We start from the raw sequence: 25,103 nt of genomic DNA on the forward strand, positions 1-25,103 counted from the left end.
TCAAAGGTCTGGAACTACCCATTTGTGTTCATCAAAGAGGCACATTTACTGGGAAAATACGTAAAACAGCATTGGATCACTACCGTCGGAGCAGAGACGTAGCTAGTTGATTGGGAAAGTGGTTTACAGCATAGCACACTTTCTAGCCGGTTGACGTAAAGCAAGAGCCGATAGATCCGATGCCACCCGAAACCAAGTATTTGAGCCGCTTGTATGAACCCAGTGTTTCCAAGCCATGGTTCCTTACATTCCACCACTTCGGACTACTACGTCTTCGAATGTGCTGATCGCAGACTGCCTGACAAACGCTCTGACATACGCTGGAATACTGCATACAATACAGGGATCATCAGAAGGCCGAGGGTGCTATCGATGATCATGCCCGCAAAGACCGGATAGCCGATAGACACTCGGCCCGCCGCGCCCGCGCCGCTGGCCAGCATCAGCGGTAGAACGCCCATTATGAAGCACAGCCCCGTCATAGTAACAGGACGGAAACGCATATGGGCAGCCTTGATAGCGGCATCATCAATGGACATACCGTCGTAACGCCGCAAGTTATGCGCGAATTCAACGACCATGATGGCCTTTTTAGCCGCGAGGCCAATTAGAAGAACGATACCAATCTGTGCGTAAATATTGTTGTTTAGCAGGGGTATGAATTGCAGGGGAATGAGCGCGCCCAGAACCGCAAAGATGGTGGATGCCATGATGGCAAGCGGCAATATCCAGCTTTCATATTGGGCGACCATGAACAAATAGGCAAAGATCACGGCAAGCGCGAGAATGAAGAGGACAAGATCACCGGCTTCAACTTCTTGCAGGGTTACGTCGGTCCACTCAAGGATGTAGCCCTCTGGCAAAGTATCCGCGGCGACCTGTTCGACCATGGCAATGCCATCACCGGAGCTGACCCCTGTTTGTAGCTGGGCATTGATCGAAGCCGAGTTGAACAGGTTGTAGCGATACAGAATCTCGGCTCCAAGCTGCGGTTTGACCGTAACGAAGGTACGGAGGGGAAGCGCTTTACCCGACGCGTTCTTGACGTATACGCCGTCAATCTCATCAAGCGATTGCCTGTGTTGAGCATCAGCCGAAACAACCACCCAATAGACCCGGCCCTCGCGCACAAAATTATTCACGTACAACGACCCAAAGCTTGCCTGCAGGGCTGTGAAAATACTGCTGACATCCACTTGCAGCGCTTCGGCCCGATCTCGGTCAATATCCAGGAAATACTGAGGCGCGTTCGCCGACATGGAACTGTAGGCCTGTTGTACCTGCGGTTCTTTCATGAGGGCGGTAAGCAAGCCGTTCTTGACGGCATCAAATTCGTGAATGTCGCGGGATTGCAAGTCCAGTAATTGCGCCGACAGCCCACCTGCCTGCCCAACGCCGGCAATTGCAGGAAGCGGGAAAACAAACGAGGTCGCCTCTGGTCGTTTCGCGAGAATATCGTTCAGCGCGAACATGATGTTGTACCATTGGGTTTCTTTAGTCTTCCGCTCATCCCATGGATCAAGCAGCATCACCAACATGCCCACATTGGACTTGTCCCCGGCAATCAGACTGAAACCGGCAACTGACGTAACCGAAGATATTCCGGGGTGTTGTTTGACCTGTTCGCCAATGTCCAACAACACCTCTTCGGTGCGCTGCAGCGAAGCCCCGTCCGGAAGGGCGACACTGGCAAACAGAACGCCGTTGTCCTCTGGCGGGATAAACCCGGTAGGCGTGTTTAGGAAAAGATAAATGGTTCCGGCTACAACGCCAGCGTACAGGATCAGACACAAGGCCTTGAACCGTAGCATCAAACTGACCAGTGCCACATATCCATCCCTGCAGCGGTTGATCGCATCAGGAACAATGCGGGCAATCCCCTTGGGGTGACCGGTTTTGCGACTTAGAAACTGAGCGCAAAGCACCGGGCCCAGCGTTAAGGCGTTGATCGCCGACAGGGTAAAGGCAAAGGTGATTGTCAGCGCAAATTGCAGGTATATTCGGCCCGTAATCCCTGGAAAGAAACAGACCGGAATGAACACGGCAGCCAGGACAAAGGTCGTCGCAATTATGGGCCGGGTGACCTGAGACATGGCTTTGAGGGTTGCTTCGCGCGGCTCAAGGCCCTCTTCTTCCATGATCCGTTCTGTATTCTCGATGATGATAATCGCATCGTCGATCACCAGCGTGATTGCCAAAACGATGGCAAACAAAGTGATCATATTGGCGCTGAACCCAATCAAATAAATCAGCGCGATCGTTCCAAGCAGGGACACAGGTATGGCTACCGCAGGGATAATCGTGGCACGAATGCTCAGCAGGAACATGAAAGTCACGGCCACAACGATGGCGGCCGTTATGGCCAGCGTTGTAATAATCTCTTCAATCGACTGGCGCACCGCATCAGTGACGTCGTAGGCAAGAATGTATTCGACATCATCAGGGAATTGCTGAGAGAGTTTTTCGATTTCTGCCTGCACAGCAGTCGAGACATCAATTGCGTTGGCCCCGCTTTCCTGAAAAATCGCCAGTATCGCTGAAGGTTGACCGTTGTAATAGGCAATGGCTGAGTAGTTTTCAGCGCCCAATTCGATGCGCGCAATATCCTTGAGGCGTACGAATGAGCCATCACCCTGCGCTTTAACTATGATGTTTTCGAACTGTTTTGGATCGTCTAGCAAGCCTTGAGCGTCCAGGGTGAACTGAAACGCAGTCGCTTCATCGCCGAAAGGCGCCGCACCGATCTGCCCTGCAGCGGCTTCGATGTTCTGCGCTTGTATTGCGGATTCCACGTCAGAGGCATCGATATTGAGGGCCGCCATCTGATCCGTGTTCAGCCAAACCCGCATCGAATAGTTCAACTGGCCAAACTGCGTAGCTGCACCCACTCCGTCTATCCGGCTGAGAGGGTCTTGCAGGAAATCCGCCGAATAGTTGCTGAGAAACAGTTGGTCGTAGGTTTTGTTGGGCGAGACAAGGTTTATCACCTGCAGCATGTTGCTGTTCTGCTTCGAGGTGGAAATGCCTTGCTGCGTCACAGTCGCGGGCAAAAGCGGAGTAGCCAGTGCAACACGGTTTTGCACATTGACCGCTGCAATGTCTGGGTCTGTATTGATGTCGAAAGTGATAGTCAGGCTGTACGTACCCTCACTCGACGAAGAAGAAGACATGTAAATCATGCCTTCTACTCCGTTCACCTTTTCCTCGATCGGGGTCGCGACAGCGTCCCGGATGAGCGCGGCATTGGCGCCGGGGTAACTTGCCGTCACCTGTATTTGGGGCGGAGCGATTGACGGGAATTCGGCTATGGGAACCAACCGCGTTGCAATTGCTCCTAACAACATCATGATCACCGCCAGGACGATGGCAAAGTTCGGACGGTCAATGAAAAATTTGGACAACATATACGAGACTACGGTCTAGGATTGGTTTTCGGTCGGCGTGACTTTTTGATCCTCCCGGACTCTTTGCAGGCCCTGAACAATGATCAGATCCCCCGCCTTCAGGCCCGAAGATACAACCCAATCACGACCAGTTTGCGAACCCAAGGTAACATCCTGCCGTTTCGCGATATTTTCACTGTTCACAACAAACACGAAGTGACCCTTTTGGTCCAACTGGATGGCGGTCTGAGGAATCACAACCACGGCTTTCGCATTAGGGTCTTCGAAGGTGACCGTAACTACCTGTCCGGGGATCAGCAGGCCGTCAGAGTTTTCGAATGTGGCACGGATTTCAATCGTGTCGGTTGCTGCGTCGATTTCGTTGCTGATGTAGGTGATCTGGCCCGGCTGCCCATAGGTCGCGCCGCTTGTCAGTTCCAGCCGAACACCCAGCGACGATGTATTTTGCCCGATTAGTCCTTGCTGCCGCTTTTGGATCAGATCACGTTCGCTGGCATAGAGGCTGACATAGATCGGATCGACGCTGGTGATAGTCGCAAGCACACCGGAATTCGCGCTAATAAGGTTGCCAACATCGACGTTTGACTTCGATATGCGACCGTCGATTGGGCTGGTGATCGTTGTATAGCCCAGATTGATATTAGCCTGTTCCAGTTCCGCTTCGGCCTTGCTGACCGCAGCCTGATCCGCGCCCAGCGTTGCTTGGGCCGCGTCAACCGTGGATTGTGGAACATCGTCGCGTTGTAGCAGAGCCAGCTGACGCTCATAGTTCACCTCTGAACCTTTTGCCGTGGACTTTGCGCCGCTGACCGTCGCAGCGGACTGATCGACAAGCGCCTGATAGTAGTCGCGCTCAATCTCAAAGAGCACATCGCCTGCTTTGACCAGCCCGCCTTCGACAAATTTTCGCGCGTCCAAGGTGCCTTCGACACGCGCCGTGATGTCCACCGTACTAACCGCCTCGACACGGCCAACGTAGGAATCTGACAAGCCGGGTTTTTGCGTCTGCGCTTTCTGAACCAGAACGCTTGGTGGGGTTGTACCTGTCTGCGCATGAGCCGCCGCCGCCGAAACAGACAAAAGAGCGGTCGCCAGAACGAACCAAACACTTCGCATTAACCCAAATCCACCTTTGTCTGAAAACAACTGGTGCGAGCGTCGCATTGGTTTGCTCACCAGTCAATCGTTCAAGCCGCAAGGATGCCAATAGCGCTTTGTGAGGTTTACAAAGTAGGCGGCAATAAAGGTTCACCCATCGCGCTTGATGATCTTGCCGGGGCCGCTATGACTTACCCATCCCCAATCTGGAAATAGGGACCGCATGAAGCGCCTCATTCAAATAATCGGAACGGTTCTGGTCTGTCTGATCCCCATTGTGCTAATTTACGCTGCAAGTGTGTTCGCCTACGGCAGGTATTTTTACGAAAGCCAATCTGAACTACCGGGCTGGCCGGAGAAAGAAGACTTTGGCGATCCGCTGGAATGGAGCACCGAAGATCCCAAGCGGGTGCGCATACTGGCGATGAACGGTGGTGCCTTATATGGCCTGGCAGAGCTCGAAGTTCTGAAGGCGCTTGAGGAGAAATCGGGCAAGCCCATCCACGAACTTTTTGACTTTGTGGCCGGGTCGTCGACCGGCGCAATTATCGCCGCGTTGTTATTCAGCCCCACCGGGGAGAACGGACAACCGATCACGGCCGAACAAGCGCTGGAAGACTATGAGCAGTATGCAAGAGAAATTCTTGGTATCCCCGTTTATCATAAAATACTAACGGGCCATGGCCTGTTCGGACCAGCCATCCCAAATGAAGGCCGGCTTAAGGTGTATGAACAGGCGTTTGGTGACACCAGGTTCAATGACCTTCTTCGCCCGGCCATGTTCCCATCTTATTCGCAGAAAGAGAACGGGCTTAGGGTGTTCCGAAACTGGGATACTGTCGAGGGCAACATCTACCTGCGTTCACTTGTGACCGCTGTGACCAGTGCTCCGGTCTATTTTCCTGCCGTGACGTTCTCGGGCAAACACACATCCGGAGAATTCCTTGGGGATGCGGCCATGATTTTGAACGCCCCGGGTGATATCGCCTACCTGCACGCGCGCTCGCACCTGCCGGAACATCAGGAATTTGTAGTCGTCGCGCTTGGAAGCAAGCTGCGACAGCCGGTATCATCCGCAACCGCCGAAGGTGGCGGGCTGATTAAGTGGTTCTTTCCAATGGTGCACATGGTTTTCAACGGAGAGGCAACAGTCAGTTCGCACGCATTGCAAAGGCATGCGGATTTTGAGTCGTCCATTGATATCGACAGCTATTTCCTGTCACCAGACGCGGTCGCAGGCGTAAACGGGTTCAATCCTAAACAAGAAAACATCGACCTGATCCGCGCCTCTGGCCAGCGCTATGTAGACGAAAACTCTGGGTTGATTGATGAGGTTGTGAAGAAGCTCACCAACTAGATTCAGCAACAGTCGCCTCTGCACCGAAAACTTAAGGTGCCATAGAAGGAACTTTGATCCGCTGTTAGCTTCGGATGCGATTTGCCACTTCACTATTCGGTCTGACAAAACCCCTGCAAATATGAGCGAGCATTCCATTTTGTACATCGTGCATCGAATGTGGTCATTAGCGGGAGCTTGACCAACTAAAATGATTAATCTTCATGTTTTGTCTGACGTCAGTATTAACGAGACGCATTCATCGTGAGCAGTGTCCGCTGTCCCAACAGAAAAGGACGACAAAGGGCGCGTCTGATGGTCGCCAAAGACTTGATTAAATAGCCAGAAACGGCTCAGCTTACGCACATTGGTCACGATTGAATAATTGATCCGCAAGGAGCATCCTATGATCGCTTTACTTTTTGCACTTTTTGCAGGCGCGATGACGCTCGCATATTTCGAACTTGTCAGGTCTTCGTACGCTGTCTTCGTACTTGCTCTTGTGATGAGCACTTACTGGCTGAAGTTTCACGCGACGACTCCACTTTCTATTCAGTTGTGAGGCCTGCGCATGTCACCTGAATTCGCTCGAAATATGAATGCGCTTGGCACCATGGCGGTTTGCCTTGTGCTAATTCTTGCCTTTTATTTCCAGCTCGTTTTGTACGAGCTGCCCTGCCCGCTGTGCCTGCTGCAACGCGTTGGATTTGTAGCAGTTGGGTTTGGTCTGGGATTGAACCTTTTGTGGGGCACGCGCGCAAGGAACTATGGAATAGCACTTGTCGCGGCAATCTTCGGAATAAGCGTTTCAATCCGACAGATCCTTTTGCACATCGTACCGGGAACGGGACACTACGGCTCACCTGTACTCGGTTTGCATTTTTACACTTGGGCTGGAATAGCCTTTGGTTTGGTGATCCTTGGAACCGCGGTCATGCTCGTGTTTGAAAAGCAATATGACCTTGCCTCAGACGTTAGGGCAACTGAAAGGTTCGGCGGCAGCCAACTCGCCAAGGCAGCATTTTTCCTAATCTTGCTATTGGCGGCACTCAACGCCGGTTCTGCTCTGCTGGAATGTGGACCGGGTATTTGTGACGATCCGCCAACGGACTACAAGTTGTTGGATGAGCTTGGGGGTACGGCCGATTCATAAGCGCATGAATTAATCAATTCCCAACAGAGATCCGTTTGTAAAAGCTATGCGTGTCACCTAGCAGTCTAGTCACGCCTCAGTGCTCTCAACCTTTTGGTTTTTAATTATAGTGGGCGAACTGAACGCTCTTAGGGACACGTATCCCTTTTTCCTAACTTTTGATGTTACATCTATTATTCTAAAACTAAGGCACTCTAATTGTTTTCGTCTGGTGGTGGTTTAGCCCGCTGAGTGAACCGACCCAACGATGGAAGCTTCACGCCGAGATCGTATACGAGCAAGCCATAAAATGCGGTCGCGAGTGGAATGCCATTTGCTGCAATCTCAACGATAGAGCCGGTCACAAAACCATGCGCCATCCACATGGAAAAAGACGTCATCGCACCGATCCTAACAGCCATAGCAGAGTCACGACTTAAAAGTGTTAAGGAAAGCACCGACGTGCCAACCGCCGGAAGTATTTGCGTAAGGGATCGGCTCAGCAAAAACGAAATCGAAACAGCGGACGCCCCAACCGCAGGCAAAAGATGAAGGGGGTTTTCAAACGTGAAATATGCGGCGATCCAATAGAGGAGGATGAAAAAAACGATAATCGGGTTTCGGTACTTTTGACTCACGACGCTCGAAACAATCAGCTGTACGGCGATGAGCGCGGCGATAATCGCCGCAAGCGGTACGCCCAGTGCCACGTAGTGCGCTACCCAGAAGATGTTCGAAAACCCCAGAAACAGAGTTAACTTGTTGCGCTCTTTTGATCTGGCAGAGAAAACTTGAAAACCGAAAGCAATAGTTCCGAGGAGTTGCGCAAGGATGTATGAGATTGAAATCAAAAGATGCTCTCCTCTCTATCAATTTGCACTATCGGCCGGGTAGCCTCTCTTTTTTGCAATTTCAGGGGAGGACGATCCTGCTATACCCCTAGCCTCGCAGTCTAAAGAGAACCCATGCAGATCAAATCTGTTATGAAAGAGCCTCCCGATATACTCGCTGTACGGAAATACAGTTGCTCGAAAAATAGGCGAATACCTTCTCGCAGCTCACTCTGGCGCCCCAAACTGATAGTCACAAAAGGGAAATGCCAAAGCTTGGAACGTGTAGCAGAGCCTTAGTAGTTGCCCGATCGTATGAAGGAAGGGATACTGAGCAGGAACGCGACCCATTCAAACTCCGAAAATAGGTCCCTAAACCCGCAGTCGTGGATTTTCCTATGGACACAGAGCTCACCTTTGCAACAGCGACGGCCAGCCATAGCAACAAACAGCGGTTTCAATCCACCGAACACGCGCACGAGTACTATCAAGCTTCGCTGCTGAGCGCTGTGATGCAGGGCGTATACGACGGAACGGTTTCAATCGGTGAACTGCTTAAACACGGAGACTTTGGTCTCGGCACGTTCAATGCGCTTGATGGTGAGATGATTGTATTGGATGGCGTGGCGTACCGGCTTGATGGAGAAGGAAAGGCGACAGTTGCACCTGATACAGCCTTGACGCCTTATGCCGCTGTCATCAATTTCGAACCCACCTTGTTGCTTTCGGTGGATACGCCAACGGACAAACAATCCTTTGAAGTTCAGCTGGATAAGATGGCAGAAGCCAAGAACCTGTTTTATGCCGTTCGATTTGTTGGGCGCATCAAACACATCAAATACAGAAACGTTCTGCGTCAAAGCAAACCCTACAAACCTCTGCTGGAAGTTGTGAAAACTCAGGCAGAATTTGAGTTAAGTGATGTAGACGGTACAATTCTGGGTTTTCGATGCCCCGACTATGCTGTGGGTATTGGCGTGCCGGGTTACCACCTTCATTTTATTTCCAGAGACTTAAGCAAAGGTGGTCACGTGCTGGACTACACCCTTTGCGACGGTCAATTAGAGATAGACCATACGTCTACTTTGCACCTTGAACTCCCTGAAACCAGGTCGTTCTCAGACGCCAATCTGGCCGCAGGCACTTCGGCAGATGGAATCCTAAAGGCGGAAAGCAACGGGAGTTAGCCACCTTAGTCGCCCTCAGGCAACGAGCTATTCGAGGAGCGAAGAAAATCGCGAACGGATTTTCCGAATGAAGATAGCCGGATGGGTCAACTAACGGCCAAACGGGCGACCCCAGCTTTCTGAAGGTCAAACCCCTGCGTGGAATATGCCATGGCCCACGAGGTCAGTTTAACGCCATCGCTAGCGACGTTACAGATCCATCATGGCGCAGATGTTCGCATCCTTTTCAACACTTTCCGGAAACTTCACCTTGTTGGCGCTGTTTCTCGCTCTCTTTTTTGGAGACATTTGGTCTACCGCTTCCCGGTGAAACGATACTCATTACAACGTCTGCTATATCCAGCCAAGGCGATGTAAGCATTTACTTGGTTGTTATTGTGGCGATCCTCGCTTCAATCACCGGAGACAGTGTCGCCTTTATGATTGGCCGACGGTATGGGCGCATTGTTGTTTTAGCCTACGGGAACAGAATTGGCATAACTGAAGAAAAGTACCGGGCTGCGGAAAGATTCACCGAGTCTTATGGCGCACCAGTGGTCGTCTTTGCGCGTTTCTTCTTATTATTGCGCCAGCTGAACGGGTTGGTGGCCGGAACCGCAGGCGTGCAGTGGCACAAGTTCCTGGTCGCCAGCATTATTGGATCATCGCTGTGGGTCGGTTTCTGGACAACTACAACGTACAAGTTGGGAAAAACTGTCTCGCTTCTTCCTTGGATAACGCATCATGTGTCGCTGTTCGTCGCCGCAGTCGTAATCGCAGTATTTTCGCTGGGCACGGTGCTCTACCTGCTTACGAAACGGCTGTGTCCACAAAACAGGTGCGAGGCTTGGTGCCAAGCCTAAACCACGGGTCGACTTGACCCAACTCCCAACTCGGCATTGAGTATACCCAACTGAGATAGACTGGGCTCGATTCTTATGGCGTTAGTCGGATTGGCGACGGTACTTCTTGTCGTCCTATCGCTGCTGACAGGACGGGTTGCACCGGTGATTGCGCTGGTACTATTCCCTCTGGGCGGTGCGATCATAACCGGTTTCGGTCCCACAGAGCTGACAGAGTTCTTCAATTCTGGACTGGCTCGAGTTGCCTCCGTCGCTACGATGTTTGTGTTTGCCATTCTGTTTTTTGGGGTTTTGCAAGATACAGGAGTGTTCCGTCCGATTATCAACTGGATGATTGGGATCACAAAAGGCAACCCGGTCGCGATCACAGTAGCAACTGCAATGGTAGGTGCCTTGGCTCATCTCGATGGGGCCGGAGCAACAACATTTCTTCTTACCGTACCGGCGCTTCTACCCCTTTACCTCGGGGTCGGCATGAATCGCTATTTGATGTTACTGATGCTGTGCCTAGGTGCGGGTATCGCCAATATGTTGCCTTGGGCCGGGCCGTTGGGGCGCGCATCGGTCGTGTCAGGAATCCCTGTATCCGAGCTTTGGCAACCCCTGATCCCCATCCAGGTTATTGGGTTGGTTCTACTGGCTGGCTTGGCGGTGGCCATGGGGCTACGTCAAAAAAAACGACTGGAGGCCTCATCGGCAGAGGCCCAGCAGAGCGGCGATGTATCGGCCTACAAAATTCAGGCGACAGCCGAAGAGGCAACCCTTGAACGCCCCAATTTGATATATTTGAATGCAGGGCTTTTTGCAGCAACGGTTGTTGCTTTGGTTCTTGGCGTTTTACCGCCCGCGTTTCTTTTTATGATCGCCTTATCGGTGCTGTTGCTGATCAACTATCCCAGCATCGATAGCCAGATGGAACGGATGAAGGCACATGCGGCTTCGGCCCTCACGATGGCGGCCATCATCTTTGCAGCTGGCGCGTTCCTGGGCCTTATGGATGGGACCGGTATGCTCCGCGCGATGGCTGTGCAACTGGTCGCAGTGTTGCCAGATACAATGATACCACAACTGCATATTTTCGTGGGTCTTATCGGCGCACCGTTAGAACTGGTTCTTAGCACGGACGCATTTTATTTTGGCCTCATGCCAATCGTTCTCGAAGTTATGGGACCAACACAGGTACCGACCGAAAGCGTAGTTCACGCCATGCTCATCGGGAACATCATCGGTACATTTATAAGCCCATTTTCGCCAGCACTTTGGCTGGCGCTGGGACTGGCAGGCGCAAACATGGGGCGTCACATCCGATTTTCCCTGCTTCCGCTTTGGGCCTTCTCCATTGTGGTGTTCGGCGTCGGTTTTTTGCTAGGATTGTTTTAGTCACTGGCCGGAAGCTAAGTCTCTGAATTGGGTACTCCGTGGCTGATGGTCATCGTTTTTCATGGCGGCGTTTTGTTGGGGCTGTCGACCATACCGGATCAAGGGATCTGAAGTGAAAGATTGGCGTGCTCAACCTGCGGAAACAGCAACACCCACAATTCAACTGTGGCTTTGATTGTCCCGGCAACCATCAATTGTGCCGTAATACCATTATAAACACTCAATTAATTCCCTTTCATGTTTCTCTCCGATGATTGAATAAAATCCCCCTCTACCAATATCAAAACGAGGGTTAAGATAGGGAGATAGCTATGGCATGCTCAAATCGGACAGTTGTTGTGTCCTGTGCAGCCATTACCCTTCAAACTTTAGATTTTGTGATTGGGCCAGATGATTGGTGACTTGCAAAGCAGCTGTTCAGCATACGAGACTTCTCGATGTTTCGAGTGCAGGAACTCCGCAAGCGGGTACAGCCTCAATTGGCACATTAGGGTGATTGCTTAATGCTTATCTAATAACGATCAAAGATCCTAAGGCGCGCCTTTTTCTAACACATTCACTTGGACTTTCTTTCTGTTCCTTATTTGGGAGGTGGACTATGGTTTTTCGCAACAGCCTGATCTGTGCATCCGCGACGCTCTGCATCTTGGCTCCAGCTTATGCACAAGACGTAACTTTGATCACGCCTTACTTGGCCCAGCCTGGGACTCAGGCTTATGTGGAGAGTTTTTCCGAGCGCGCAGACGAATATGGTTGGACCGTAAACATCGTCCATACTGACGGCGATCTGGAAGCCGTTGTTGAAGAGATGGAAAACGCGGTTGAGCAGGGTATCGAAGCAATCGTTGTAAACGTCGATCCAACCCAGATTGAAAAAGGGTTACAGACAGCAGCTAACCAAAAAATCCCAGTTGTCGGTTTAGATGCAGGGAACCATCCTCTCTTGTCCGCTAACATCACATCCAATGGCTACGAAATGGGAGCGAGCACTGCTGGATACATCGCCAACAGAATTGGCGGTTCAGGCAACGTGGTCATGTTTACCTACGAGTCGTTTCCGCCCGTTCGGGTTCGCAGCCAAATCGCAGACACAGTCTTTGGGAATTACCCCGACATCTCCGTAGTCGAACGGATCACCCCGGAAATTAGTGACGGAGCCATTTCTGATAGCCGTACAAAAATGGATGAAATACTCACGACTTATCCCGAGCCAGGTAGCATTTCCGCCGTGTGGGCGGCGTGGGATCAGCCTGCCCTAGGGGCGCTGGAAGCGATTGAGGCGGCAGGTCGCAGCAATGAAGGCATTGTAATCACCGGTATAGATGCCAACCCCCAAGCAATCCAGGCGATCTCTGATGGAAGTAACCTTGAGGCGACAGTAGCCCAAGATTTTCATGCAATTGGCCAAAGAACGGCAGACACAGTCGCGAAACTATTGTCGGCTGAAGTTCTGGACCAACGTGTGATTTACGTTCCTTCCAAGCTCGTCACTGCTGAAGACCTTCAACACTGAACGCTGAACACCAGAAAATCGCTGCACAGGAAGCCATCATGGTGGTTATATGATGCTGCGATTGCGACCCGCATATGCATCATTGAAATGACGAACGAGGAAGAGCGTTCCTATCTTGTCGCTCTTGGTGACGTAAGCGCCGGCTTCGTCGGAATGGGGTTCGCCGCGGCTTTGGGCGCTGTGGCGCACTGGCACGACCCGGTGACACCAATATTCGCGCTTGCTTTGCTGAACCTGCTCGCAATGCTCTACACGTTCCGTCTGCAGCCGAGCACGCCCAAATAGGAATGTTTGAAATAGAAAGTTTGCGTATCTTAAGCATCTCCCAGACTTTTTGAATTACCGAGCTACCGATGCACTGTGACTGCGGCCAGTGGGGGTTTTCTTTGGGCGTTCAGAACGTCTGAAATCCGAAACCCGCTGCCATGCTCATGCATTCTTTCAAAGGGCGGACGCCAGCTGAGGCTGAAGGCGCTGTCAGGCAAGCCGCAGCGACGCTAACCCCGAATTTCAGACAATCTGAGGGATCATTTTCTTGATGAACTCCGTGCAGAAACCCCGCGGCAAAGGCGTCCCCCGCGCCGAGTTTCGAACGGATTGAACCTGCTGGTATGTGCAAAGCCGGTTGTATGATCTGCATTCCACTGCGGGCCACATAGACGACACCGTGTTCGCAATGCACCACAACGGCCTTTCGGATGCCGAGTTCCAGCACCTTCTGCGCAGCAAGAGAAAGGTTTTGCGCTGTCAGATCAGAACCTTGGAAACTGCTGCCGCACAGCCAGCCCGCCTCCAGCTCATTCAAAAGAAGGAAGTCCAGATAGGGCGCTGCGCTCGCCACGATATCTGCAAGATCCGGATGATCGCGACTGACAAGATCAGCGACCGTAAGCATTCCAGCATCGCTTGCGCGTTCCAAAACCCGGCTGGCTGCAGTACGACCTGTCGCGTCTTTGTGGTCTAGTGCGTCCAGCATGGTTAGGTAGCCAAGATAGAATATGTGGGTGCTGAAATCCCCGAACTGAAGCGTTTCCAGTGAAAGCTGTGCGTTGGCACCCGGATAGTGAAAAAACGTGCGCCGGCCTGTTGAAATGACCGACATTACGTCTGTCCACGATGTACCGGCCTTAGAAGTTGTGAATATATGCCCGGTTTCTATTCCCCGCTGTTTGCAGGTTTCTTTGATCCATTCCCCGTCGGGGTCGTCGCCTATCGAAGCCACGGCGTTCAGAGGGTATGGAACCTGCATGGCGGAGAGGTTGCTGAGCAGATTGAACGGCCCGCCGCCACTGTGGCGGCTATGGGATCGAACCACCGCAAGATGATCTTGCCGCGGATACTCCTCGACATGTTTGACATGGTCGACAATAAAGTTTCCCGCCGCCGTGATCCCTTGTCGTTTCATCAACCGCAACCCAACCCAAGATGTCTGATTATTGAATGATTACGCACCGACCCGATCAGATCAAGAAATCCCAAAGGGCTGATGCGATCCACTGCTGGGATCTGCGAAGCGGACCGGCAGACTGTGAACCTCTCTTTCGCCGCCAAAATCGTAAAAGAATCGACCCGTCACGACTACATCCAATTTGCTCGGGCTAGGGTGGTCGCCCGTGAAAGAACGCTCCACGATTTCAGGGACGCCACAGAATGGTGCTGTAAGTCGATTTCGAACCAGTCTCAGTTTTCTGTGGAAACCGTGACCCTATCCGGAACAAAGTTGACGCCACTCGGCAAAAGCGGCGGACCGCCTCAGCTTTAAAGCATGTCAGCTTGCGAGCGGTCTATCCCAATTGGAGTTATTATAGAGGGAAGAGTGGACGGGGCGAATTTGTGAAACTCCGGTTACGCCCGAAACGCTGCATCGCGCGTTTTCTTCGCCTGAACGGCAGGTGTGAATTCTCGACGCGTTTGTTCAACAACCTGCAAGGCTGTTGTTTTTCAAGTGCACCCAAGTTTCTGAGCGCCGCTTTGTAGGATGCAGAGTGTCGATGACAATTTCTGCAGAACAGCCATGCCGCTTCATCAATTTCTTAAGGAATTACAGTGCCGCAGCTTTGTTACGGCGTTTGGTGACAATGGCTTCCAACACCTCGCCCTCGTGATTCACTGCCTGCCAAAGATAAAGCCGCTCGCCATTCAGTTTCGCAAAGGCCGCGTCCACATGCCACTTCAATTTGGAAAACTCGCCCAGTTCTGAACACGCTTTCGTCTGATCTCAGCAGCGAACATCGGGCCAAACCTGTTCCACCAATATCGGACAGTTTCGTGGCTCACATCGATGCCTCGCTCGTGCAACAGATCTTCGACATTCCGGAGCGAGAGCGGGAAACGGATGTACAGCATCACGGCCAAACGGATAATCTCGGGGCTGGTTTTGAAGTACTTGAAGGAGGCAGGTTTAGTCGTAGGCAATAGCTACGCAACACCCCTGCCCGCCTCAACCCAAGTTCTTCTGACAAGACACGCGCCAACGTACCAACAACCCCGGCGCATGGCTCACCGGTCTGCTGCAGGACGAAACCGGGGATCGGTTGACGCCGACCCACACCACCCGCAAAGGCCGACGGTTGCGCTACTACATCTCCAATCGGCTGATCTCGGGTGGCACGGATATCTCCGGCTGGCGGTTGCCCGGCCCTGCGCTGGAAAACGCGGTCATTGATGTCATCGTCAGACATCTGCAAGACGCCGCCGCCGCGCATAAGGTACTGGCGCAGCCGGAGGCCGGGTCAGCCGAGGCAGTCCAGACCTCAATTGCCGATCTGGTGACCCGGCTCCGAGGTCAAGGCGGTCAAGTCGGAGCTGATATTCTAGCCAAAGGCAGAATTGCACGCGGACAGATCGACCTCGAATTGAACCTCAACTCTCTGGCAAGCGAACTTGGCACTGCCGCAGATCTTCTGCACCCGGATCTCACCCACATCACCGCATCCTTCGATCTACGCCGGCGCGGCGTCGAGGCCAAGGTCATCGCCGGAGACATGGCACCCCAACCCGATCCTCACCTCCGGTCCATGCTGTTCCGCGCCCATGGCTGGGCCCGTGATCTGAAAACCGGAGTTCAACTGATGGACATTGTGCGCCGCGAAAGCGTCCCCGGCGCCTTCATCCGTACCCGTGCTCAGCTCGCCTTTCTGTCACCAAAAATTCAGGCTGCGATTCTCGACGGCACGCAGCCGCCGGAACTCACGCTCAAGCGTCTGGTCAGCGCGACCCACCCACTTGATTGGTCCGAACAGGAACGCCTGTTCGGCTTTTAACACCGCGAATTCCGTACTCCCTGATACTGCATTCGCATTCCCTGAACCGTCAGGAAAATTCCCTGTTCCAACTTCTAGGGAAAACCCGGCAGAAACCATTGTAAAACAAACAGTTCCGACAGGATACATGACGGAACTCAGACCTATTTTGCAGAAATTCCCTGTTAATTGCCCTGTATCAGGGAAATCCAGCCCAAAGCGACCCCACCAAAATGCGACACTGAGACTTGCGCCTGAATTGTCCTCTGAATGTACGGTTTGCTTCGTCTCTGATTGAAAGCGCATGCGCCAACGCGCGGGAATTGCGGCAAAATTTCGGGTCAGAAAACACAACTGAAGTGAGACAGGTATGAGTGGCGGGGAGACAGGGATTCGAACCCTGGGGACGCTCTCACGCCCAACGGTTTTCAAGACCGCCGCATTCGACCACTCTGCCACCTCCCCGTTGATGCCGGGTCTAAGGCCAACCGAAACCGGTGGCAAGTGCAAATAGGGAAATCTTGCCGAACGCTGCGCTGTAGTCTTTCCATGACACATCGCTCAGGCTATGATTGCTGTGAAAACCGTATCAGGCTGGCAATTCAGAACCGGCAATTGGCGGTGGGGTTCGGAGAACGAAGCCCCTTACAGGCAAGGGATGAGAAAATGAAGCGAGCGACTGAGACAGGCGCAAAACCGCGAGCTTTGGTGGTTATGGCTGTGGTTTCGGCGGTATTGGTGAGCTGCGACGAAACGCTCTCGCCGGAAAATACTTCTGCAGAAGCTGCAACCGAAGGCACCGTGGACGACGGCAAAGTCGAAATCTTCCCCGAGGCAACCGGTAATCCACGCGACGACGTCGAGGCCCCTGAGGTTTTTGCACTGGACGAAGCCGGACTGTGGGATGGTCGCCCTTCTCTGGGCGGTATTTGGGTGGCACATCCTGATGTGACACAACCCGAACGCGTCCGCATCAAGAATGCGGCGAACAATAAAACGGTTACTGGGGCCCTGTTCCGGCGTGAGAGAAACTTGCCCGGACCCGCATTGCAGTTGTCATCCGAAGCAGCGGCGCGCCTGGGTATACTGGCCGGGTCCCCAACCAAGGTGGAAGTGGTCGCATTGCGCCGCAAACCGGTAGAGCCTGAACCGGAACCAGCCGCGCCCGCAGCAACACCAGATCCTGAACCCGAGCCGAACCAGACTGCCGAAGCCAGCGATCAGCCCGAAACAGAAGCGGCTGAAGCAGAGGCAGAGGAAACACCAAAACGCAAATGGTGGCAAAAGAAAGAACCTGCGGTAGCAGCGGCAGGCGCTGCTGCGGTTACTGCCGGTGCTGCAGCCGAAGCGACAACGGACGCCGCCGAGGAAGTGGTGGAAACCACCACCGAAGTTGCCGCTACGGCGGCTCTGACAGACCCAGAAGTGACCCCACCTGCCGAAAACACGTCAAAACGGAAGTGGTGGCAGAAAAAATCGAGCGATGAAATCACAGCCACACAGCTTGACCCAATTGCAGGTGCTGCAGCTGCGATAGACGCCGCTGAGCCTACTCCGGCCAGCACCCCGGCGTCGGCCGAACCTGCATCAGCATCGATTTCCAAGCCATTTGTTCAGATTGGAACATACAGCGTGGAAGCCAATGCAAATAGCGCCGCTGACAAAATCCGCCGAAATGGATTGCCGGCTGAAGTGCGTGAGTTGAAAACAGATGACAAGTCGGTCTGGAGGGTCCTTGTCGGCCCCGCCGACACCCGAGGTGAACGAAGCGCACTGCAACGTGATGTCAAAGACCTGGGCTTTTCTGACGCCTTTGTCGTAAAAAACTGATAAAACAGGAGGTCTAAGTGCTATCCACTTTGCGATCATCCGCTTTAACTCTGGCTTTTGCTCTGACGACTTTGCCAACTTATGCGTTCGATACGACAGCTCGTGCGGCATATGTAATGGACCAGACGACTGGAACGGTGTTGCTGTCAAAAGAAGCCGATCAACCCCTGCCCCCGGCCTCGATGTCCAAGCTCATGACGCTCTACGTTGCCTTCGAGGCGCTGCGCGATGGCCGTTTGACGCTGGATGAAACCCTTCCGGTGTCGGAACACGCCATGAGCTATGGTGGCTCGACGATGTTCCTGAATACGCAAGACCGCGTTCGGGTCGAAGATTTGTTGCGCGGAATTATCGTGCTGTCGGGCAATGATGCCTGTGTCGTGATCGCCGAGGCCCTCAGCCCGGACGGAACCGAGGCCGGCTTTGCACGGTTCATGACCCAGCGCGCAAAGCAGTTGGGTATGAACCAGTCCAACTTTGCAAACTCGAACGGCTGGCCAGCTGCCGGGCACATGATGTCCGTTCATGATCTGGCCGTTCTTGCGGACCGCCTGATTACGGATTTCCCCGAATATTACCCTCTGTTCGCAGAAGAGGAATTTGAATTCGACGGTCGCGCGCCGGCAAACAAACGCAACCGAAACCCGCTGCTAAGACTTGGGATTGGTGCAGACGGCCTGAAGACCGGCCATACCCAAGAGGCGGGCTATGGCCTTGTCGGCTCTGCAAAGCAGGGTGATCGGCGTGTGATCTTTGTACTCACAGGTCTGGACAGCACTGGCACCCGAGCAGAGGAGGCTGAGTCCGTCGTTAACTGGTCGTTTCGAAATTTTGTCGAGAGGACAATTGCCAACGCGGACGCGCCAATAGCCCAAGCCAAAGTCTGGATGGGTGCCCAGAAAACCGTCGGGCTGGTGCCCGAGGGTGACCTGAACATCCTGTTGCCTGTTCTGGGGGATCAAAATGTCGAGGCCGAAGTGGTCTATGACGGACCAGTCAACGCACCGATCGCCAAAGGTCAGCAACTGGCTGAACTGGTAATCAGGCCAGAAGGTTTGCCCGAAATTCGCCGCCCCTTGGTGGCCGCTGAGAGTGTTGAGACCGGTGGTTTTGTCGTACGGATGATGACCGTGGGCGGCATCGTTCTGACCGATGTGATCGGCAATCCTCTGGACGCATTGTGACGAGACCCGGAGTGTTTCTGACTTTTGAAGGCATTGACGGTTCAGGAAAATCCTCCCAAGCCCGTCTTCTTGCCGATCACCTGAAAAGCTCGGGGCGCGAGGTCGTCCTGACACGTGAACCGGGCGGGTCCCCCGGGGCCGAAGAAATACGTAGGCTGGTTTTGGAAGGCGACCCGGATCGTTGGTCAGCCGAGACCGAGATTTTGCTGTTCACTGCCGCCCGTCGCGATCATCTGGAACGCACCATTGAACCTGCGCTGAAAGCAGGGAAAGTCGTGATTTGCGATAGGTTCGCCGATAGCACCCGGATGTATCAGGGACTTTCGCGGGGTGACTTACGGGGGTTAGTCGACCAGTTGCAGTCTTTGATGATCGGTCGCGAACCGGATTTGACGATACTGATCGACATGGACCCTGAAATCGGTCTGTCCCGTGCCAAAGGGCGTCAGGGGACCGAAGAGCGGTTCGAGGATTTTGGCTTGGACCTGCAACAGAAAATGCGGGCCGGTTTTCTGGCTTTGGCAGATGAGTTTTCGGACAGGTTTCGGGTTATAGATGGCAACCGCGACATGGACAGCGTAGCCCGTGATGTGACAGATATCGTCGTGCAAGCCTTGTGATTGACGATTTATGAACGACGACACTCCAACCCCGGATCAGGCGCCAGGCGCCCCCCATCCGCGCGAAACGCGGCATCTGTATGGACAATCCGCTGCGGAATCTGCGTTTCTGGACGCGTATAACTCTGATCGGCTGCATCATGGTTGGTTGTTGAGCGGCCCGAAGGGTGTCGGCAAGGCGACACTGGCATGGCGTATTGCACGTTTTTTACTGGCGACGCCTCCTGCTGACGATGCCGGACTGTTTGGCGCACCTCCACCAATAGAAACACTCGAGATCGACCCCGCGCACCCGGTTTCGCACCGCATTCAGGCCGGAGCGGAACCCGGCTTGGCCGCGATAACACGCTCTTTGAATGATCAGGGTCGGTTGCGAAATGAAATCGTGGTGGATGACATTCGCAAACTCGGCAAATTCTTCGGATTATCTTCGGCCGACGGTGGTCGACGTGTCGTCATCGTAGACTCCGCAGATGAGATGAATGTCAGCGCGGCGAATGCTCTGCTGAAGATGTTAGAAGAACCCCCTGCCCGCACCACCCTGCTGTTGGTATCACACCAGCCTTCGCGCCTGTTGCCGACAATTCGATCGCGTTGCCGCACGTTGCGTTTGGCTCCTCTTGGCCCCGACGATATGCAAAAGGCCCTGTCACAGACGGGCGCGGAACTATCCGGAGTCTCAGACCATCTTGCAGCCCTTGCCGCCGGATCCGTCGGCGATGCGGTGCGCCTGATCAATTTGGGCGGGCTTGAGATTTATGCTGAGCTTATCGCCATCCTTGGCACGCTGCCGCGCATGGATCGGCAGCGTGCTTTGGCTCTTGCCGAAGCGGCAGCCCAGCGCGGTGCCGCGGACCGTTTCGAGCTTTTGCTGACATTGATTGACGTTGCCCTTTCACGCCTTGCTTTGACAGGTGCAACGGGTGCGCCTGTGCTGCCCGAGGCAGCGCCCAACGAAGCGGAAATCTTGTCGCGCCTGTCCCAATCGCCGCAACAAGCGCGAAAATGGGCCGAAGTCGCCAGCTTGATCACAGCACGCGCGCGACATGGTCAGGCAGTGAACCTTGACCCTGCCGCTCTGGTCCTAGATACGGTGTTCAAGATACAGGAAACCGCCGGTCAAACCAGATGAGCGATACGCCCCAGATTACCGATAGCCATTGCCATCTGGACTTTCCGGATTTCGAGGGCCAACTGGACCAGATCCTTGCTAACGCAGCCCAAGCTGGTGTGACCCGAATGGTCACAATATGCACGCGTTTGCGCAATGAACCCACGGTGCGCGCCATCGCCGAAGCCCACGCGCCTGTGTTTTACGCCGCAGGCACCCACCCCATGAGCGCCGCAGATGAACCCATGGCCACGGTCGACGATCTGGTGGCTTTGTCCCGCCACCCCAAGTTCGTTGGCATTGGCGAAACCGGGCTGGATTACCACTACACCGCGGACAGCGCCGAAGTTCAAAAGCAGTCCTTGCGCATCCATATCGAGGCCGCCCAGCGCACGGGCTTGCCCCTGATCATCCATGCCCGCGCGGCAGACGATGACATGGCACGCATACTGACCGCAGAGCACCGCAACGCGCCCTACTCCTGCGTGATGCATTGCTTTTCTTCTTCGGCAGAACTGGCCAAGGCTGCGCTGGATTTAGGTTTCTACTTGTCCATGTCGGGTATCGCGGCCTTCCCCAAAAGTCAGGAACTGCGCGATATATTTGCGGCTGCCCCGGTTGATCGTATTCTGGTGGAAACTGATGCGCCTTATCTGGCCCCTCCGCCCTACCGTGGAAAGCGCAACGAACCCGCGTATACGGCCCACACGGCACGCAAAGGTGCCGAGGTGTTCGGGATGGAATACGCCGATTTCGCTGCCCAAACTCAACTGAACTTTGACCAGTTGTTCACCAAAGTCGCTGCTCATAAGGCCGCTGCATGAACACGCTGCGCTGCACCATTTTGGGCTGCGGGTCTTCCGGCGGTGTTCCAAGGCTGGGCGGACACTGGGGAGAGTGCGATCCAACAAACCCAAAGAACGTTCGCAGGCGTTGTTCAATGCTGGTCGAACGGGATGGGCCAGAAGGCACAACTTCGGTCTTGATCGACACCACCCCGGATATGCGCAGCCAACTGTTGGATTCGGGCACCGGTCGACTGGATGGTGTGGTCTACACACATTCGCACGCAGACCATGTTCATGGCATCGACGACCTGCGCATGATCGTGTTCAACATGCGCGAACGGGTTCCTGTTTGGGCGGACGGCGATACGCAAAACGATCTTCTGGGTCGCTTTGGTTACGCGTTTATCCAACCGGAAACCTCGCCATACCCTCCGATCCTGGATCTCAAAAGCATCAGCGGCCCGTTCGAAGTCACCGGCCCGGGCGGACCAATTCCCTTTGAACCATTCAAGGTGAATCATGGCGCTATAGATGCCCTGGGGTTTCGCATGGGTGGCCTCGCCTACCTGCCAGATGTGGCAGAAATTTATGATGAGGCATGGGCTGCGCTAGAAGGACTGGATTGTCTTGTCATAGACGCCCTGCGCCGGACCCCACATCCAACCCACGCGCATCTTGAAAAGACCTTGGGATGGATCGAAAAGCTGCAACCCAAAAACGCTGTCCTGACGAATATGCATATCGACCTCGATTATGCGACGGTCGACAGCGAAACTGCAGATTACATCACCCCTGCCTATGACGGCATGGTGATTCATCAGGTTCTGTAAGGCCCTGCCTTCTTGCACCGGCATACCACGTTCCGCCAGGAACGAACCGGTGAGGCGCTGATATGCTGCAAAGTCTCATAGACGTCATTCTGCCCGTCTTCCTTGTGATCGGGGCCGGCTATGCCTCGACCCGGTTTGGGTATTTCAAGGAAATCCATATCGACGGCTTGATGAAATTCACGCAGGGCTTCGCCATTCCCTGTCTGCTATTTCTGGCGATCTCGAATCTGGACCTCAGCGCAAGCTTTGATCCTCGGCTTTTGGCCAGCTTTTACACCGCAGCCGGGCTTTGCTTTTGCGCGGGTTTGTTTGGCGCACGCCTGATCTTTCAACGCGAATGGGAAGATTGCGTTGCCATTGGCTTTTGCTGCCTGTTCTCAAATTCGGTGCTTCTCGGCCTACCGATCACCGAGCGTGCTTACGGCCCGGAAAGCCTGACGGGGAACTACGCGATCATCGCCTTCCACTCTCCGTTTTGTTACGGTATCGGCATCACCGTTATGGAAGTGATCCGCAACCGTGGCCATGGCGGCACACGCATGGTTCGGTCTGTTCTGTCCGCCATGTTCCGCAACGCCCTGATCCTTGGGATCGCGTTGGGCTTTTTGGTAAACCTGTCCGGCTTCGGATTACCCGAAGTCGTGGACGAAGCGCTGGGGCTTATTACACGCGCCGCGCTTCCCGGGGCGTTGTTTGCGCTGGGTGGTGTTTTGGTCAAATACAAACCCGAAGGTGATTTGCGCACGATTGCCTATGTGTGTGCCGTATCTCTGATGCTGCATCCCAGCTTGGTCTGGCTTTTCGGCTCAACAGTGGGACTGCCACAGGATCTATTCCGATCCGGAGTATTGAACGCCGCCATGGCACCGGGTTTCAATGCCTACATCTTTGCGAACATGTACGGGCGGGCCAAACGAGTTGCCGCGTCGTCGGTTCTGGTTGGCACCGCGACGTCGATCCTAACCGTCTGGCTGTGGTTGGCTCTTTTGGGTTGATCTTGCGACAACCGGATTGACTTCGCAGGTTCTAAACACACCTATCGGGAAACCATACAGGAACCACAGATGCCTAACGCTCTTATTGTTGCCCATGGTCAACCTTCTGACCCGGAACCTGCCGAGGCCGCGCTGGCAGGCTACGCGGCTGAGGTTAACGATCTTTGCGAAGGTGTTTCAGTCGGCTCCGCCACGCTGGCCGCGCCGGGCAGGCTTGAGGCCTGCTTGAAAGATATGCCTGACGGTTCCTTGATCTATCCTTTGTTTATGGCCAAGGGCTGGTTTGTTACCAGCGCCCTGCCCAAGCGTCTGGGAGGAGCGGCTTTGCGGATCCTCGACCCATTGGGCGTGGAAGAAAACCTGCCCACTTTGGTGAGTGGGGCACTAGAGGCAGAGCTGTCTGAAAGCAAATGGCGCCCTGATGAAACAACCCTTGTCCTAGCCGCGCATGGCTCGGGCCGTAGCCGCAATCCTTCGGCTGTAGCAACGGAATTTGCAGAAAACCTGCAGAAACAGATTGCGTTCAACTCAATTCGCGTGGGTTTTGTAGAGGAGCCTCCATCGATAGCCGAAGCTGCGACCGGCGTGGGTAAAAAAGCCCTCTGCCTTCCGTTCTTTGCCTGTACCGGTGGACATGTTTTGAATGACGTCCCCAGCGAGTTGGCAGAGGCCAATTTCGAAGGACGCGTTCTTCCAGTTGTTGGTGAGCTGCCCGGCATAAAGCGTTATATCGCAAATGTGCTTCAGCAAGCGTTTGACAAAGTTGGCTAAGGGGGTGCGCTCCATTTCAGATAGGTTACTGTGACGACAGTTGCCGCGGCGTTTGAAGCCCACCTTGCTTGATTAAACTTGAATACAGGCAGTGACGGGAACGGCCCTTCCTTTTCGCCTCGTACAAGGCCTGATCTGCGGCGCTCAAAAGTTCTGCGGCCTTGGGCGGTTTAAACTGCGTGGACAAGGCCGTCCCGACACTGGCAGATATCTGGCAAGATTTGTTTTCGAAGGCCATTGGTGTTTTCAACCTTTCAATCAGACGGGACGCGATGTTCGATAATATAGCTTCATCCACCAACCCCCTAAAAATAATGACGAATTCGTCTCCGCCTATGCGGGCAACAGTGTCATCGTTGCGAGTTTCTTCCACCATGATGCGGGCTGCTTGCTGCAAGACAAAGTCGCCCGCAGCGTGACCGTGTAGATCATTGACAGACTTGAAGAAATCCAAATCCAGGTGCATCAGGGCAAACGGGGTGCCTCCCGAAATCAGATGCCCAAGCAGCGCGTCCATAGCTCTCCTGTTCTTGAGCCCGGTCAACATGTCGGTGAGCGCTTGCTCTTCCGCCGCCAGCATTGCCCCTTGCAGACGCAAGTTCAGCGAGCGGGATGCTTCCATCGCCGCAGACTTGGCCTCAACCAAATACAGCAACTCGATCGCCAAATCAGTTCCGGAAAAATCGGCACTGGTCAGGGAATAGTCGCGAACAGCATCCAGGATCGAAATCCCAAAGGACAGATTTACCACCGCCCCTTGTCTCTCGGGTAAAGGGGCGACCAATCCTTTAAGCGCCGTCCTCGGCTCTCCCCTCAGTGCCAGATGCAGCTTTGCGCCCGTCACAGACATCAGCGCGGATACCGTCGTGACCTTGCGTGGGCGAAGCAGCTCGAACACGTCCAGAAAACTCTGCCCTTGCATCGGACTATCGGGGCGAAGCTTTTGCAGTGTCGGCCCAACTTCCGTGATCCGCCCGGTGTGATCCACCAGCACGAACATAGGGCAAAGC

General features: G+C 54.0%; 22 protein-coding genes, 1 tRNA gene and 1 pseudogene. 17 read left to right on the plus strand and 7 right to left on the minus strand.

The window, feature by feature from the left end; genetic code table 11:
- Positions 1-266: 266 nt before the first annotated feature.
- Both ACR0DG_RS07590 and ACR0DG_RS07595 read right to left on the minus strand, forming a co-directional pair.
- Entirely contained in the window at positions 267-3,401 is a 3,135-nt protein-coding gene (locus tag ACR0DG_RS07590; RefSeq protein WP_480707101.1) for an efflux RND transporter permease subunit, read from the minus strand.
- An 18-nt stretch (positions 3,402-3,419) separates the two neighbouring features.
- The gene (locus tag ACR0DG_RS07595) at positions 3,420-4,580 is read right to left on the minus strand and encodes an efflux RND transporter periplasmic adaptor subunit (protein ID WP_480707103.1); all 1,161 of its coding nucleotides are present in this window, start codon (positions 4,578-4,580) and stop codon (positions 3,420-3,422) included.
- A gap of 145 nt (positions 4,581-4,725) precedes the next feature.
- Between ACR0DG_RS07595 and ACR0DG_RS07600 the strand changes: the two genes are divergently transcribed.
- From ACR0DG_RS07600 to ACR0DG_RS07610, 3 genes are all read left to right on the plus strand, one after another.
- Positions 4,726-5,859, plus strand: coding sequence for a patatin-like phospholipase family protein (locus ACR0DG_RS07600; RefSeq protein WP_480695906.1), 1,134 nt, complete (start codon positions 4,726-4,728; stop codon positions 5,857-5,859).
- Positions 5,860-6,244: 385 nt separating this feature from the next.
- Positions 6,245-6,400, plus strand: a complete 156-nt coding sequence (locus ACR0DG_RS07605; RefSeq protein ID WP_480695908.1) for a DUF5993 family protein — start codon at positions 6,245-6,247, stop codon at positions 6,398-6,400.
- Between the two features lie 9 nt (positions 6,401-6,409).
- Complete coding sequence (locus ACR0DG_RS07610; protein WP_480695910.1) at positions 6,410-6,991, plus strand: disulfide bond formation protein B; 582 nt, start codon at positions 6,410-6,412, stop codon at positions 6,989-6,991.
- Positions 6,992-7,185: 194 nt separating this feature from the next.
- On the opposite strand, the gene ACR0DG_RS07615 is transcribed toward ACR0DG_RS07610, so the two are convergent.
- Positions 7,186-7,821 carry a YgjV family protein gene (locus ACR0DG_RS07615; RefSeq protein ID WP_480695912.1) on the minus strand — a complete coding sequence of 212 codons (636 nt, stop codon included), beginning with the start codon at positions 7,819-7,821 and terminating at the stop codon, positions 7,186-7,188.
- A gap of 377 nt (positions 7,822-8,198) precedes the next feature.
- Between ACR0DG_RS07615 and budA the strand changes: the two genes are divergently transcribed.
- From budA to ACR0DG_RS07640, 5 genes are all read left to right on the plus strand, one after another.
- Positions 8,199-8,987 carry an acetolactate decarboxylase gene (gene budA, locus ACR0DG_RS07620; protein ID WP_480695914.1) on the plus strand — a complete coding sequence of 263 codons (789 nt, stop codon included), beginning with the start codon at positions 8,199-8,201 and terminating at the stop codon, positions 8,985-8,987.
- A gap of 278 nt (positions 8,988-9,265) precedes the next feature.
- On the plus strand, positions 9,266-9,829 hold the full coding sequence (locus ACR0DG_RS07625; RefSeq protein WP_480695916.1) for a DedA family protein: 564 nt from the start codon (positions 9,266-9,268) through the stop codon (positions 9,827-9,829).
- Positions 9,830-9,904: 75 nt separating this feature from the next.
- Positions 9,905-11,209: a CitMHS family transporter gene (locus ACR0DG_RS07630; protein WP_480695918.1), complete on the plus strand. Its 1,305-nt coding sequence runs from the start codon at positions 9,905-9,907 to the stop codon at positions 11,207-11,209.
- 598 nt (positions 11,210-11,807) lie between these two features.
- On the plus strand, positions 11,808-12,722 hold the full coding sequence (locus tag ACR0DG_RS07635) for a substrate-binding domain-containing protein (protein ID WP_480695921.1): 915 nt from the start codon (positions 11,808-11,810) through the stop codon (positions 12,720-12,722).
- An 87-nt stretch (positions 12,723-12,809) separates the two neighbouring features.
- Complete coding sequence (locus ACR0DG_RS07640; RefSeq protein ID WP_480695922.1) at positions 12,810-13,007, plus strand: hypothetical protein; 198 nt, start codon at positions 12,810-12,812, stop codon at positions 13,005-13,007.
- Between the two features lie 109 nt (positions 13,008-13,116).
- Here ACR0DG_RS07640 and ACR0DG_RS07645 read toward each other — a convergent pair whose 3' ends face one another.
- Both ACR0DG_RS07645 and ACR0DG_RS07650 read right to left on the minus strand, forming a co-directional pair.
- Positions 13,117-14,127: a carbohydrate kinase family protein gene (locus ACR0DG_RS07645; protein ID WP_480695924.1), complete on the minus strand. Its 1,011-nt coding sequence runs from the start codon at positions 14,125-14,127 to the stop codon at positions 13,117-13,119.
- A 366-nt stretch (positions 14,128-14,493) separates the two neighbouring features.
- Positions 14,494-15,137: pseudogene (locus ACR0DG_RS07650) on the minus strand (IS6 family transposase); the annotation flags it as partial.
- Positions 15,138-15,256: 119 nt separating this feature from the next.
- Here ACR0DG_RS07650 and ACR0DG_RS07655 point away from each other — a divergent pair.
- On the plus strand, positions 15,257-15,985 hold the full coding sequence (locus ACR0DG_RS07655; protein ID WP_480695926.1) for a hypothetical protein: 729 nt from the start codon (positions 15,257-15,259) through the stop codon (positions 15,983-15,985).
- A 354-nt stretch (positions 15,986-16,339) separates the two neighbouring features.
- Here the strand turns inward: ACR0DG_RS07655 and ACR0DG_RS07660 are convergent.
- Positions 16,340-16,429 (minus strand) — tRNA-Ser (locus ACR0DG_RS07660).
- A gap of 84 nt (positions 16,430-16,513) precedes the next feature.
- Here ACR0DG_RS07660 and ACR0DG_RS07665 point away from each other — a divergent pair.
- The 8 genes from ACR0DG_RS07665 (at position 16,514) to ACR0DG_RS07700 (ending at position 24,093) form a co-directional block, all read left to right on the plus strand.
- Positions 16,514-17,794, plus strand: a complete 1,281-nt coding sequence (locus ACR0DG_RS07665) for an SPOR domain-containing protein (protein WP_480707105.1) — start codon at positions 16,514-16,516, stop codon at positions 17,792-17,794.
- A gap of 17 nt (positions 17,795-17,811) precedes the next feature.
- Positions 17,812-18,978, plus strand: a complete 1,167-nt coding sequence (locus ACR0DG_RS07670; protein WP_480695929.1) for a D-alanyl-D-alanine carboxypeptidase family protein — start codon at positions 17,812-17,814, stop codon at positions 18,976-18,978.
- Positions 18,975-19,598, plus strand: a complete 624-nt coding sequence (gene tmk, locus ACR0DG_RS07675; RefSeq protein ID WP_480695931.1) for a dTMP kinase — start codon at positions 18,975-18,977, stop codon at positions 19,596-19,598. Before ACR0DG_RS07670 ends, tmk begins: the two co-directional genes overlap by 4 nt.
- A 10-nt stretch (positions 19,599-19,608) precedes the next feature.
- Positions 19,609-20,730, plus strand: coding sequence for a DNA polymerase III subunit delta' (locus ACR0DG_RS07680; RefSeq protein ID WP_480707107.1), 1,122 nt, complete (start codon positions 19,609-19,611; stop codon positions 20,728-20,730).
- Positions 20,727-21,533, plus strand: a complete 807-nt coding sequence (locus ACR0DG_RS07685) for a TatD family hydrolase (RefSeq protein ID WP_480695935.1) — start codon at positions 20,727-20,729, stop codon at positions 21,531-21,533. Before ACR0DG_RS07680 ends, ACR0DG_RS07685 begins: the two co-directional genes overlap by 4 nt.
- A complete protein-coding gene (locus ACR0DG_RS07690; RefSeq protein WP_480695937.1) occupies positions 21,530-22,327 on the plus strand; it encodes an MBL fold metallo-hydrolase in 798 nt (265 codons plus the stop codon). The genes ACR0DG_RS07685 and ACR0DG_RS07690 overlap by 4 nt, the downstream gene beginning before the upstream one ends.
- Before the next feature lie 62 nt (positions 22,328-22,389).
- Entirely contained in the window at positions 22,390-23,322 is a 933-nt protein-coding gene (locus ACR0DG_RS07695; RefSeq protein WP_480695939.1) for an AEC family transporter, read from the plus strand.
- A 69-nt stretch (positions 23,323-23,391) separates the two neighbouring features.
- Positions 23,392-24,093: a sirohydrochlorin chelatase gene (locus ACR0DG_RS07700; RefSeq protein WP_480695941.1), complete on the plus strand. Its 702-nt coding sequence runs from the start codon at positions 23,392-23,394 to the stop codon at positions 24,091-24,093.
- A gap of 25 nt (positions 24,094-24,118) precedes the next feature.
- Here the strand turns inward: ACR0DG_RS07700 and ACR0DG_RS07705 are convergent, their stop codons facing one another.
- A complete protein-coding gene (locus ACR0DG_RS07705; RefSeq protein WP_480707108.1) occupies positions 24,119-25,093 on the minus strand; it encodes a GGDEF domain-containing protein in 975 nt (324 codons plus the stop codon).
- Between the last annotated feature and the right edge of the window lie 10 nt (positions 25,094-25,103).

The sequence above is a fragment of the Ruegeria sp. BG8 genome (assembly GCF_056538325.1).

Coding starts and splice junctions, on each gene's coding strand:
- ACR0DG_RS07600 (WP_480695906.1), top strand. CDS start 4,726: ATGAAGCGCCTCATTCAAATAATCGGAACGGTTCTGGTCTGTCTGATC.
- ACR0DG_RS07605 (WP_480695908.1), top strand. CDS start 6,245: ATGATCGCTTTACTTTTTGCACTTTTTGCAGGCGCGATGACGCTCGCA.
- ACR0DG_RS07610 (WP_480695910.1), top strand. CDS start 6,410: ATGTCACCTGAATTCGCTCGAAATATGAATGCGCTTGGCACCATGGCG.
- budA (WP_480695914.1), top strand. CDS start 8,199: ATGGACACAGAGCTCACCTTTGCAACAGCGACGGCCAGCCATAGCAAC.
- ACR0DG_RS07630 (WP_480695918.1), top strand. CDS start 9,905: ATGGCGTTAGTCGGATTGGCGACGGTACTTCTTGTCGTCCTATCGCTG.
- ACR0DG_RS07635 (WP_480695921.1), top strand. CDS start 11,808: ATGGTTTTTCGCAACAGCCTGATCTGTGCATCCGCGACGCTCTGCATC.
- ACR0DG_RS07640 (WP_480695922.1), top strand. CDS start 12,810: ATGACGAACGAGGAAGAGCGTTCCTATCTTGTCGCTCTTGGTGACGTA.
- ACR0DG_RS07645 (WP_480695924.1), bottom strand. CDS start 14,127: ATGAAACGACAAGGGATCACGGCGGCGGGAAACTTTATTGTCGACCAT.
- ACR0DG_RS07665 (WP_480707105.1), top strand. CDS start 16,514: ATGACACATCGCTCAGGCTATGATTGCTGTGAAAACCGTATCAGGCTG.
- ACR0DG_RS07680 (WP_480707107.1), top strand. CDS start 19,609: ATGAACGACGACACTCCAACCCCGGATCAGGCGCCAGGCGCCCCCCAT.
- ACR0DG_RS07685 (WP_480695935.1), top strand. CDS start 20,727: ATGAGCGATACGCCCCAGATTACCGATAGCCATTGCCATCTGGACTTT.
- ACR0DG_RS07690 (WP_480695937.1), top strand. CDS start 21,530: ATGAACACGCTGCGCTGCACCATTTTGGGCTGCGGGTCTTCCGGCGGT.
- ACR0DG_RS07695 (WP_480695939.1), top strand. CDS start 22,390: ATGCTGCAAAGTCTCATAGACGTCATTCTGCCCGTCTTCCTTGTGATC.
- ACR0DG_RS07700 (WP_480695941.1), top strand. CDS start 23,392: ATGCCTAACGCTCTTATTGTTGCCCATGGTCAACCTTCTGACCCGGAA.
- ACR0DG_RS07705 (WP_480707108.1), bottom strand. CDS start 25,093: ATGTTCGTGCTGGTGGATCACACCGGGCGGATCACGGAAGTTGGGCCG.